The organism is Marinomonas sp. CT5 (genome assembly GCF_018336975.1).
Taxonomy (GTDB): domain Bacteria; phylum Pseudomonadota; class Gammaproteobacteria; order Pseudomonadales; family Marinomonadaceae; genus Marinomonas.
The window spans coordinates 3,429,075-3,441,326 of sequence record NZ_CP025572.1; the positions used below are offsets into that span (position 1 = coordinate 3,429,075).

The following is a 12,252-nucleotide window of genomic DNA, read 5'->3' on the forward strand; positions in this document are numbered from 1 at the left end:
GCTCTCTGAATAACACTATAAAGTTAGCTTAAAGTACTGGCCCAGCCTTTACAATAGTGTCAGATACGGTATCGAATTTCTTAAAGTTCTCAACAAACTGAGAAATCAAGTTCTTCGCTTGCGCTTCATAAGAAGCCTGATCAGACCATGTTTTACGTGGGTTCAATAAAACACCATCGACACCAGGAACTTGAGTTGGAACATCTAAGTTAACATCCTCCAAATGCTCAGTTTCGGCATCAGCTAATACACCAGATTGAATCGCCGAGATAACTGCACGAGTCGTTGGAATACTAAAGCGCTTACCACCTTGACCATGAGCACCACCAGTCCAACCAGTATTTACCAGGTAAACCTTGCTCCCGAACTCTTCAATACGCTTAATTAAAAGATCCGCATACACATCAGCAGAACGAGGGAAGAAAGGCGCACCAAAACAAGTAGAGAAGGTTGATTTAATACCAGTACCCGCTCCCATCTCAGTTGAACCAACCAAAGCGGTATAACCGCTCAAAAAGTGATAAGCTGCTGCTTCTTTTGACAAAATGGAAACAGGAGGCAAAACGCCAGTCAAATCACATGTTAGGAAGATAATCGAATCTGGTTCACCTGCACGATTTCCTGCGGCGCGTTTTTCAATGTGCTCACGAGGGTAACCAGCACGACCATTCTGCGTTAAAGAGGTATCAGCATAATCAGCGACACGTGTTTCAGGGTCTAATACAACGTTTTCAACAATAGTACCAAACTTGATCGCATCCCAAATAATCGGTTCATTTTTTTGCGAAAGGTCGATAGTTTTAGCGTAACAACCACCTTCAATATTGAAGACCGTATCTTTACCCCAACCATGCTCATCATCACCGATCAAAAAGCGCTCAGGATCGGCTGACAAGGTAGTTTTACCTGTTCCAGACAAACCAAAGAACAAGGTCACATCGCCTTCCGTACCAACGTTTGCAGCACAGTGCATTGGCAATACATCATGAGCAGGTAACAAATAGTTTTGTACAGAGAACATGGCTTTTTTCATTTCACCAGCATAGCGCATGCCAGCAATAAGCACCTTACGCTCAGCAAAATTTAGAATCACACAGCCATCAGAATTAGTACCATCACGCTCAGGATCACAAACAAAATTTGGCGCGTTAAGAATCTGCCACTCACTTTTGCTTGACGGATTATAAGTCTCAGGACGAATAAACAAGTTACGACCGAACAAATGATGCCAAGCCGTTTCAGTACGCATAATCACAGGTAAATAATATTCGTCTCCCGCACCAACATGAATATTAGACACATACGACTCTTGGCCATCCAAATAAGCAACAACACGATCCCAAAGTGGAGCGAATTTCGCTTCAGGAAATGCGCGATTTACCGGCCCCCAATGAATACTATCTTTACTGGACGCTTCTTCTACAATAAAGCGATCCATAGGAGATCGACCTGTACGAGCACCTGTTTCAACAACAAGTGCGCCATTATCGGCAAGAACCCCTTCGCCATTTTGCAGGGCTTTTTCCACCAGCTGCGGCGTAGTTAAGTTGGTATGAATAGTCGTTACGTCTGATGCGGAGTTCATGTTACTAAATCCTCTGAACGAAAAAGGTTGTCTAATCATTTCTATAAAAAGTGCCTCAATACGACAATTCTGCTTTTGATGACCTATTAAAGCACTCTTTTATATGAAATTTTTTCTCTGTGAAAAACATAGTAACAAAACAATCTAAAAAAAAATATTGTTATAACAATATGTTATTTTATTACCATTATGAAATTTTTCAATATCATCTAACCCATTGTTATATATAGCAATTACATTAAAAAACGAAGAAAAACAAACAACTTTAGCTCGATATATCTCCATTCAACCGTATATTTTTGTAGTTTTCTTTCTTTTTTGTCAGCTTTCAACTAAATAGAAACCTTCTTACTGACTTAAAAACTGGCCTAAATAGCGAAACTAACTATGTGCCTATCTACGACAAAACCTCTTAAATCGTAAGGTTTATATTAAGAATTCCTAAAAAAATACAATTATTTGAGCTTTTCTTCCTGTGATTATGTCCTGAATTCACTCTCTTCATGGTAAGATTCTTTCTTCAATTCCCCCTACAATTGTTCAAAAGGTTGATCGATATTTATGTTAAAAACGAATCAGAACTGCAATATAGGATTTGTTGGCCTGGGTGTCATGGGTAAGAACTTGGCCTTAAATTTAGCCGACCATGGCTACCGAGTTGCAGGTTTTGATCTTGACGCGCATAAAATACAAGACGTTTTAGACACCGAAAAAGCTGAACGCCCTGATCCCTCTTCTGAAGCTCGAATTATTGGCTGCTCAAGTATGGAAGATATGCTAGCCAACCTAGTTAAGCCACGAGTCATTGTTGTTCTAGTCCCTGCCGGAAGCCCTGTCGATGCCGTTTGTGACAACTTAATCGAGGCAGGCCTTGAACCAGACGATATCGTTGTCGATTGCGGAAACAGTCAATGGACAGACACGATTCGTCGAGAGGCCGACTACAAAGAAAAATTCAAATTCTTTGGTACAGCCGTTTCAGGTGGCGAAGTTGGCGCACGTTTTGGCCCATCTTTAATGCCTGGTGGTGACGCTGACTCATGGAAGTACCTTCAGCCAATGTGGGAAGCGGTTGCTGCTAAAGTTGACGAAAATGGTAAGCCTATCGTGAGCAACACGCCTGGCAAACCTGTAACTGAAGGCGAACCTTGTACTGCTTACCTAGGGCCAAATGGCGCAGGCCATTACGTTAAAATGGTTCATAACGGAATTGAATATGCCGACATGCAGTTAATTTGCGAAGCTTATCATCTACTTCGCTCTTTGCTGGGTTACGAACCAGAAGAAATTGGCAAATTATTCGAGAAATGGAACCAAGGCGTTTTAAACAGCTACTTGGTTGAAATCACGGCGGATATTCTTCAGCAATACGATCATACAACCGGCGCCCCACTTGTGGACATGATACTAGACAGCGCAGGTCAAAAAGGCACTGGTCGCTGGACATCCATCAGTGCAACACAAATGGGCGTACCTGCTGGTATCATCAGTGAATCTGTCTATGCACGCGCTCTGAGCACACTAACTAGCGAAAGAGAACACGCAGCAGGCATTCTTACTGCCGAGGTCGAAAGCGGTGAAATCCTTGCAGAAGAAGTCGAAAAAGCTGTCGAAGAAGCATTATATTGCGCAAAAATTTGTGCTTACGCTCAAGGCTTCCAACTAATGCGCGCCGCAGAAAAAGAATATGATTGGAAATTCAACTTCAGTGATATTGCTAAAATCTGGCGTGGTGGCTGTATCATCCGAGCCTCTTTCTTACAGAAAATTGCTGATGCATTTACTAAAACGCCTGAACTCGAAAACCTACTACTTAGCGATTACTTCGCCGATGCTATGGCAAGCAAGCAAACAGGGCTTCGTAAAGCGGTTGTCCTAGCAGCGCAATCAGGCATACCGACACCATCGCTCTTCTCGGCATTGGCCTATTTTGATGGTTACCGCTCTGAAGTGCTACCAGCTAACTTGCTGCAAGCACAACGCGATTACTTCGGCGCTCACACCTACGAGCGTGTCGATGCGGAACCAGGACAAAAATTCCATACTTACTGGCAAGAAAAAGGCCGTCCAGAGCGTAAAGCTTAAGACACCATTCTTATAGTAAAAAAAACGCTGACTTAGCAATAAGTCAGCGTTTTTTTCAGCTTAAAATACAGGCTACTACTTGAGATTATAAATGAGCACTTTGAGTCTATTTATAACAAAGTATTAGCGAAAGTCGTATTTATGGCTTCATTTTCTTTTCCATTGAAGTCAGCATACCTCTTAACATCCCTACTTCCTGCTGATCCAACCGAGAACGCTGGAAAAGACGGCGGAAACGCGTCATCACTTGCATCGGCATGTCTGGGTCAAGAAACTCAGTTTGCACTAATACTTTTTCCAAATGCCCAAGTAAATAATCAATTTGCTCTACATTTGCCGCAGGCACATCCCATTTATTTGCCACTACTGGGGCATCTTTCATCAACAGCGTTTTCATACGCAATTCGTATGCAATAACCTGAACAGCCGCACCTAGGTTCAATGAGCTGAATGTCTCCACGGAAGGAATATGTACATGATAATTGCAACGCTGTAACTCTTCGTTGGTTAATCCTCGATCTTCACGACCAAATACAAAAGCAGTCAGTAAACCTTCTTCGTAAACCAAATCAGCCGCCTGCCTTGGGTCCACCAAAGGCCAAGGAATATTACGCTCTCGGGCGCTTGTACCAATAACAAGCTGACAATCAGCCAAGGCTTCCTCTAACGTATCAACAACCACTGCGTTATCTAAAATATCCGTCGCACCAGAAGCTCGGCTTACGGCCTCATCGCTAGGGTATTGCTTAGGTGCAACAAGATACAGATCCGCCAACCCCATGTTTTTCATTGCTCGAGCAGCGCCCCCGATGTTGCCTGGATGCGATGTATTTACAAGGACAATTCTTACTTTATTTTGCATTTTATGAGGTACCAATAATAGCAGTCGAATAATGCGGCGTATCTTAACAGATATTTACCTAGATGCCGCAAACCGATCAGTTTTTAACCAAAGTTTCACTAGTAAAAAATACTCTGCTGCGATAGAATTCGCGCTCTTATTTAGGCACTTGGTTTTGTATCCTTTATTCTTTTGAAATTTGCTCGAAAGAATGCGCACAAGCTGACTTGGCGCAGCAAAAAGATAAAACGGAGAGGCCCGCTCTTTAACACTTTATCTGGCAACTTATCGTCTTATGGGCGGTATGTGCATTTTAATGACGAAATAATTGACGGTAAATTATGCAACCTAGAATCAATGTCGCACTTAAAGCAGCTCGCGCCGCTGCAGAATATATAGTTCACTCACAAGAGAAACTGCTTTTTGATAAAGAGCAAGGCCAATCTGCTGAACAAGTTTATCAAGCTGTTTGCTCTGGCGCAGAACGTAGCATTGTTTACCACTTAGAAAAAGCCTACCCAGCAGACACCATTACAACTCGCCTGCAAGGCACAGTGCAAAATGGCGAAGAAGGTGAATGGATTATTGATGCCATTCAAGGTCAGCACTTATTTTCACGCGGCCTAACAGGCAACGTTATTACAATGAGCTATTTAGTTGCCGGTAAAGTAGAGCACGCTCTTGTGCTAAATCCTCACACCAAAGACGAATTTTACGCAAGTAAAGGTCGCGGTGCTTACCTGAACAACTCTCGAATCCGTAGCAGCGCGGCACGTACTTTAGAAAACGTGACAGTAGCAGCACAATTCCCAGCGACAGACCGTTTAATGCCTTCTCTTTCAGGCCAATTCGCTGTTCTTACTGACATTGCAGAGCAAGGTGCTCGCGCCGTTATGCAAGATTGCCCAGCATTGATGCTTGCTAACGTAGCAGCAGGTCGATTAGATGCCGCTTGGGGTATCAAACTTCAAGAATGGGAAATGCAAGCTCCGCTATTCATTGCGAAAGAAGCAGGCTGCCTATTCTCAGGGTTTGATGGCTCACCAAGTTTAGAAAAAGGCGACGTATTATGTGCTGCACCACGCCTATTTAAAGTATTGCTACCTGTTCTAAACAAGCACCTAAACTAATATTTGACTTAGGTTCGCAGCGCTTAAAAAAGGCTCTTTTCATCACTGAAAAGAGCCTTTTTTTATTTTCATTACATCGCGAGCCTAGAAACCTTTCTAGTGTTTGTGATGACTGTGTTCATGATGATGGTGAGGCAAATCTTCTTCATGGTGATGATGGTCATCATCCGAAGCATCTTCGCCAGGATAATACAAACCAATATCCTGGCGAATTTCATCAAGTGTCGCAATTAGTTCTAGACTGTCCTGCCAACTGTGATTAGGGCTTTGGATCAAGCCCTCTTCAAGACAGCGGTTCACTTCGTCCACTTCAAATTGATAACCATTTCCAGGGAAGTCAAACTCGACCGCACGTTCTTTATTATCGGCACTCACTAATCGACAAGATTTTGCTTTAAACCATTCGGAATCAATTTCAATATACCCTTCAGAGCCAGATAGCATGGCGCGATTTGGGTTACACGAAATTAAAGACGCATCCAGTGAAGCAAGCTGTCCACTTTCCCAACCTAGCAGTATTTGCTCGAACACATCCACTTCGGTGTCGCCAATAACAGCTTGGTTCTGAATAAAGTCAGGTTTACCGAAAAACAACTGCGCCAAAAACACCGGATAAATACCAATATCCAGCAAGGCCCCACCACCTAACTCAAGATTCAACAAGCGATGAGTTGGGTCTGTCGGTCCGACAAAGTTAAAGCTCGCCTGAATGCTATTCAAGCTGCCAATCTCTCCTTCTTCAACCCATTCCATAACTTGCTCGATAACAGGGTTAAAACGCGTCCACATGGCCTCCATAACAAACACGTTATGCTCTAGAGCTAACTCATAAAGCTCTTTAGACTGAACTTCATTAATGGTAAAAGGCTTTTCGCATAACACGGCTTTACCAGCGAGAATACAAGCTTTTGTCAAATCGTAATGATAGACATGAGGTGTTGCTATATAGATGGCATCGACTTCATGGCTATTAATCAGTGAAAAATAATCGAAATATGCCAACTCAATACCAAATTCGCTCGAAAATGCATCAGCAGAAGCCTTGCTACGAGAAGCAACCGCACGAAGTTCACCCGCTTTGACATGACAAAAATCACTCGCAAATAAATGCGCGATTTGACCTGTACCAATAATACCCCAGCGTACCTTCTTCATAGGATTCTCCCCATAGACTTAAACAAAGCATTAACGCCAATAACGCTTCAGCAACAAACATAGCGGCGCTCAAAATGTCACAAGAGACCTTTGCGCGAAGCCATGCAAAATATCTCGCTAAGTTTGACGTTAAAGAAGACTATAGTCCACTGGCATTTTCAAGTTCATGAATACGTACATTTAACTTTTCCACTTGCTCTTCCAGTTCTTTTACCTTGGCTTCGAGCTGTTCTGTGTATCCATCGCGTGAAACCGATGTGGCAGACTCTACTACAGCTTCTTTGGGACGCTCTGAGTCGATACAAAAGCACTCCTGATAGCGTTGCTCACGCTTACCAGGCTCTTTTGGTAGTTGGCGTACATAAGGCCCCCCTGTTTTAGTTTGCAGTGATTGCAAAGCAAGCTCTACCTCATCTCGGGATTGGAAACTATGCAAACGACCACTGCGTGAGCGAAGCTCCCCTGGGGTTTGAGCGCCACGAACAAACATCAAACAAATAATCGCCGTTTCAGCTGACGATAATTGCAAATCAGAAAACTCGGTATTACAAAATCGATGTTGATATTTACTGACTCGACTATGGGAAGCATTAATTTCAGTCACTAACCCACGAGTTACCAGAGCATCTACTGCGTCTTGCACTTCTAGTTCAGTAAAATGAGTCACAGGTTCACGGTTAGATTTTTGGTTGCAGGCATTAACGAGGGCATTCAAACTAAGAGGATATTGATCTGGTGTGGTTACCTCTTTTTCCATAAGACAACCAATAACACGCATTTCGATAAAGTTTACTTCATGATAACTCATAGTTTTTCCTAACAGCTTCTTTTCTATTCGTTTTTAACGATGCTTTTTAAACAATGTAAAAGGCATCACCAATACTTCCTTTAACGATCTTGGTTGATACGTCACCGTATCAGGTAAGCCTATTTTTAAGTTTTTATCACCCTCCACTGCCTCATTTCTTTTACTCTTAAAAAAAGCATCCCACACACTTAAGAAAAATCCGTAATTACTGTTCGCTTCAAGGCTCTCTCTTGAGTGATGTATGCGATGCATATCTGGGGTGACAATCAGCTTCTTGACCCATGCTTCGATATTAGCTGGCAACCTTGCATTGGTATGATTAAACATAGCCGATGCATTTAATAGAATATCAAATACCAATACGGCCGCCACAGGAATCCCCAGCAACCAAACTGCTAAGGCCTTAAGGAACAGAGATAAAATAATTTCAAGAGGATGAAAACGCACCGCTGAGCTCACATCTAACTCGGGATCAGAGTGGTGTACGCGATGAATGCGCCACAAAAAAGGAACGTAATGGAATAAACGATGCTGCCAATAAATAAGACAATCCAGCAACAAAATACTCAGCAAAAAGACAAACAAAAATGACAAATCGAATAAATTAAATAAACCGAAATTATGACTAGATAAAGCGACAATAGACAAGAATAACGGCTGAAAAATTCGCACGCTAATTGCCCCAATAACTAATAAAGAAAGGTTATGTCGCCAACGCTGGCGCCATTGCAAGAGAACCCCTCTTGGCCAATTCCATTGCCAAAATATCAGCGAGCTAAAGACCAGGACAAAAACACCTATGCGAACAGTAAAATCTATCATTTAGCATACAGTCCAAATTAAAAAGTTTTAAAAACAATCAAAAACTTTCCACTAGCATTAATTAAGATCAGAAGACTCTTGATGATTGATAAAAAAATGGACTTTTATTTGCCCAAGAAGTTCCATAAAAACATTAAGGTTTATGTCATCTAATCGATGAATGATAAGACAATCATCGCCAAACTGTGCCCGTGGTAAACGACTCCGAAATGAATGCAAAACACTTAAATCAGAAAAATAAATACAGATATGATCAACACGTGCAGCGACGCCATACAACCAACCAGAACACAGTTTGAAGTAAGGAATCCCTAGGTCATTAACTAGCTCTGCTTCTGGTGCTACGGCTCTCATCATCTCAATAATTTGCAATAAATCCTCTCGTCGAGCAGGGAGGGTTTGTTGTACATATTGCTCTACACAGTCATCAAACACACACGTCAACATAAGATCGCCTACTACTTATTAGTGATAGAAAGAACCCGACCTTACTGACTTAATCAATGATAGTGGAATGAATCACATGAGATTATGTTCTATTAATGCCTCTTCAATACGAGTCATGGCCTGATCGAGAATAGATTGGGGACAACCAAAGTTTAGGCGAACATAATTGGGATTACCAAAATCTTTACCATCAGAAACCCCAACACCCGCATCGACAAAGAATTGATACGGACTATCAAGCGACAATGCTGATGCATCAATCCAAGCTAGGTACGTCGCTTCTAAATGCACCATTTTAAGAGGGGTTGCAGCAATTCTTTCAGCCAATAAGTCTCGATTACTTTTTAAATATGCCAATAACTCCTCATGCCACTCTTGCCCTTCTTCATAAGCGGCTGTTGCCGCTGTGAAACCAAGCATATTAGGCGATGGTATCAAACCAGCTCTTCCTTGATTAAATACTTGACGTAGTTGAGTATTTTCAATAACGGCGAAAGCATAGCCGAGCCCGGCAATATTAAAGGTTTTACTGGGTGCCATTAAGGTAATCGTACGATTAGCGGCATCTTTATTTAGACTTGCAAATGGAATATGAGGCAAATCATCCAGAATCAAATCACAGTGAATTTCATCACTCACTACCACCAGATCGTGTTTCTTTGCCAAGGAGTGAATACTTAACAATTCCTTCTTGGTATAGACAGTTCCTCCAGGATTATGGGGATTACACAGCAAAATCATCTTACTTTTGGGATTAGCACAAGCGGCTTCGAATTGCGCCATATCCGGCACCCAGCGATCATTTTGAATGACCATATCCACACTCAATAAATCTCGCCCAGATAGCTCAGAAGCTTTCGTTAAATGATAATAGACTGGACCAGGTACAACGATACCATCCCCCTCATTGGAAAAAGCACGAACACTTAAGTACAAAGCGCATACTAATCCCGGTAAATGCACTAAGTGAGCAGAAGAAACACTCCACCCATAACGACTGGATAAATGCGATTGAATCGCGCTCACTAATGCTTTTGGCGGATGTGTATAACCAAAAACCCCTTCACTAACTCTCTGGCTTAAAGCAGTTTTTATACAATCTGGTGAATCAAAATCCATATCAGCCACCCACATAGGAATAACCGAGTCAGAAAACTTAGACCACTTATCGCTACTGCTATTAGATCGATCTATCAAGGTATCAAATACAGAAAAGCCAACATCCATTATAAAACACTCCAACAATTAATTTTTTTAAAAGCCTTTGCAACAAACCATAAACCAAAGTCGCGTTTATAAGTTATAAATATGTAATGGCGTGCAGCAGTCATGCAATGCCTTTTTACAATTAACACATCAGTTACTGGGAACTCCAGTCATAATAGCCACCAAGGAGAGTGAATTAAGCCAAGTAATGATGTCGTTTTGAGGACAATATGAGGTAAAAAATCCTTATTTTTTATCTTAAACCGACATAATGACCCTAAAAAAATATTTTAAAAAAAACTTAAAACCAGATTTTACCCTTAAAAATCATATATTTAATTTATTTAGAGAACTAAGTTTTGATTTTGTCAAGGGTTGACCTAAATTGCACAATCAGCCTAGTATAGTTTTAATTAAACGGCTGTTTAATAAAAAAGGATAAACAATGCCAAAAGTTGGAATGCCCGAGATCCGTAAACCTCAGCTCATCGAGGCCGCAATAAAAGCCATAGACAAATATGGTTTTGCGGGGGCAACCGTCAGTGTTATTGGAAAAAAAGCCGGCGTTTCACCAGCCATTATTAATCATTATTTTGGCGGTAAAGACGGTTTATACGAAGAAACTATGCGAAGTTTAATACGTGAGTTTTTTGAAGTTTTATCCAAAGAAGTCCAAAAAACGCAAAATAAATCAGCCAAATATAAGGTTATGGCAATCGTTAAAGCCAGTTTTAGCCAATCCCAAACCCACCCTCAAGTCGTCAAAACTTGGATTGGATTTTGGGCATCGGCCATGCATAAGCCCTCTTTATATCGATTACAAAATGTCTACTCGAAGCGTTTAAAAACATCGCTTGTGTGTGTGCTAAAAGAAGAATTTGAAGTTAAAAAAGCCCGTAACATTGCTCTCACCGTTGCTGCACTTATTGATGGTATGTGGTTACGAGGCTCTCTAGCAGGTGGCATTAATAAAAAAGAATGCGCCGCACAAATACAGGATTACTTGGATCTCGTGTTTCAGGATCAAGCCTAAACACGCGCCGGAACCAATAATTAACATCACTATTTTCCAGGATGCACTTAAGAAAAAGTGCACCCAACGTTTTAGGAGTTTTCACGTCCAGCGTCAATACCTGACGCTGTATTCGCTCATTGATTTTGAGTTCAATAGAAAGAGGGTAAGGGTATGTTAAATAAGGCAAAAAAGACCGCAATAGCCATTAGTGTGGCAAGTGTTTCGGGACTAATAATGGCTGCAGATTGTTCTACTGTGCGCTTTTCGGACGTAGGGTGGACAGATATTACCGCCACAACAGCGGTAACCAGTGAAGTTGTCAAAGGCCTAGGCTACAAAACCAAAACACAATTGCTATCTGTTCCTGTTACTTACACTTCGTTAGCAAATGGCGATATAGATGTCTTCCTTGGCAACTGGATGCCAACCATGCAAGCTGACATCGAACCTTACCTTAAAGCTGGCACGGTTGAAGACCTTGGTGCCAACCTAGTTGGTGCAAAATACACTCTAGCAGTTAGCAAAGATGCTTATGATGCTGGTGTTACGGATTTTTCAGACATAGCCAAACACCGCAAAGAGTTCTCAAGTCGAATTTACGGCATCGAACCAGGTAATGATGGAAATCGCATTATTCAAGATATGATTGATACCAACGCCTTTGGTTTAGGTAATTTCCAATTGGTGGAATCTAGTGAAGCAGGAATGCTATCCCAAGTTAGCCGTAACGCTCGCCGTAACAAATGGATTGCCTTTCTTGGTTGGGCACCACACCCAATGAACGCCAACTTTAAAATGGAATACCTTTCTGGCGGTGACGATTACTTCGGCCCTAACTACGGAGGCGCCGATGTTCACACTAACGTTCGTAAAGGTTACATCCAGCAATGTCCTAACGTTGGTAAGCTTATCTCAAATTTAAAATTTTCTTTGCCGATGGAAAACCAAATTATGGGCGCCATTCTGGACGATGGCAAAAAGCCTAATATCGCAGCAAAAGAATGGCTCAAAGCAAACCCTGAAGTTCTTGATGTTTGGCTAAAAGGTGTCACCACAAAATCTGGTGATAATGGTCTAAGCGCCGTGAAATCTCACCTAGGCCTGTAATCCACATAATTAGCATACTGCTACTCCCTTAGTGATAACCCACTAAGGGAG

The 12,252-nt window shown here is 41.8% G+C and carries 11 protein-coding genes; 4 read left to right on the forward strand and 7 right to left on the reverse strand.

Annotated features, from left to right (window positions below):
- Positions 1-28 precede the first annotated feature (28 nt).
- On the reverse strand, positions 29-1,585 hold the full coding sequence (locus C0J08_RS16485) for a phosphoenolpyruvate carboxykinase (protein ID WP_212653007.1): 1,557 nt from the start codon (positions 1,583-1,585) through the stop codon (positions 29-31).
- 561 nt (positions 1,586-2,146) lie between these two features.
- Here C0J08_RS16485 and gnd point away from each other — a divergent pair.
- Positions 2,147-3,670 (forward strand): NADP-dependent phosphogluconate dehydrogenase, encoded by a 1,524-nt coding sequence (gene gnd, locus C0J08_RS16490; RefSeq protein ID WP_212653008.1) that lies wholly within the window; start codon positions 2,147-2,149, stop codon positions 3,668-3,670.
- A gap of 139 nt (positions 3,671-3,809) precedes the next feature.
- On the opposite strand, the gene C0J08_RS16495 is transcribed toward gnd, so the two are convergent.
- Complete coding sequence (locus tag C0J08_RS16495) at positions 3,810-4,532, reverse strand: RNA methyltransferase (RefSeq protein ID WP_212653009.1); 723 nt, start codon at positions 4,530-4,532, stop codon at positions 3,810-3,812.
- Between the two features lie 320 nt (positions 4,533-4,852).
- Here C0J08_RS16495 and C0J08_RS16500 point away from each other — a divergent pair, with 320 nt between their 5' ends.
- A complete protein-coding gene (locus C0J08_RS16500) occupies positions 4,853-5,641 on the forward strand; it encodes an inositol monophosphatase family protein (protein ID WP_212653010.1) in 789 nt (262 codons plus the stop codon).
- A 96-nt stretch (positions 5,642-5,737) separates the two neighbouring features.
- On the opposite strand, the gene C0J08_RS16505 is transcribed toward C0J08_RS16500, so the two are convergent.
- The 5 genes from C0J08_RS16505 to C0J08_RS16525 form a co-directional block, all read right to left on the reverse strand.
- Positions 5,738-6,796 carry a Gfo/Idh/MocA family protein gene (locus C0J08_RS16505; RefSeq protein ID WP_212653011.1) on the reverse strand — a complete coding sequence of 353 codons (1,059 nt, stop codon included), beginning with the start codon at positions 6,794-6,796 and terminating at the stop codon, positions 5,738-5,740.
- Positions 6,797-6,935: 139 nt separating this feature from the next.
- A complete protein-coding gene (locus tag C0J08_RS16510; protein ID WP_212653012.1) occupies positions 6,936-7,604 on the reverse strand; it encodes a YceH family protein in 669 nt (222 codons plus the stop codon).
- A gap of 33 nt (positions 7,605-7,637) precedes the next feature.
- Positions 7,638-8,336: a sterol desaturase family protein gene (locus C0J08_RS16515; RefSeq protein ID WP_249344352.1), complete on the reverse strand. Its 699-nt coding sequence runs from the start codon at positions 8,334-8,336 to the stop codon at positions 7,638-7,640.
- Positions 8,337-8,483: 147 nt separating this feature from the next.
- Positions 8,484-8,873: a DUF1801 domain-containing protein gene (locus tag C0J08_RS16520; protein ID WP_212653014.1), complete on the reverse strand. Its 390-nt coding sequence runs from the start codon at positions 8,871-8,873 to the stop codon at positions 8,484-8,486.
- A 72-nt stretch (positions 8,874-8,945) separates the two neighbouring features.
- Positions 8,946-10,100 carry a MalY/PatB family protein gene (locus tag C0J08_RS16525; protein WP_212653015.1) on the reverse strand — a complete coding sequence of 385 codons (1,155 nt, stop codon included), beginning with the start codon at positions 10,098-10,100 and terminating at the stop codon, positions 8,946-8,948.
- A gap of 424 nt (positions 10,101-10,524) precedes the next feature.
- Between C0J08_RS16525 and betI the strand changes: the two genes are divergently transcribed.
- A complete protein-coding gene (gene betI / locus C0J08_RS16530) occupies positions 10,525-11,112 on the forward strand; it encodes a transcriptional regulator BetI (RefSeq protein ID WP_212653016.1) in 588 nt (195 codons plus the stop codon).
- 153 nt (positions 11,113-11,265) lie between these two features.
- Positions 11,266-12,201 carry a choline ABC transporter substrate-binding protein gene (locus C0J08_RS16535; RefSeq protein WP_212653017.1) on the forward strand — a complete coding sequence of 312 codons (936 nt, stop codon included), beginning with the start codon at positions 11,266-11,268 and terminating at the stop codon, positions 12,199-12,201.
- Positions 12,202-12,252 lie beyond the last annotated feature (51 nt).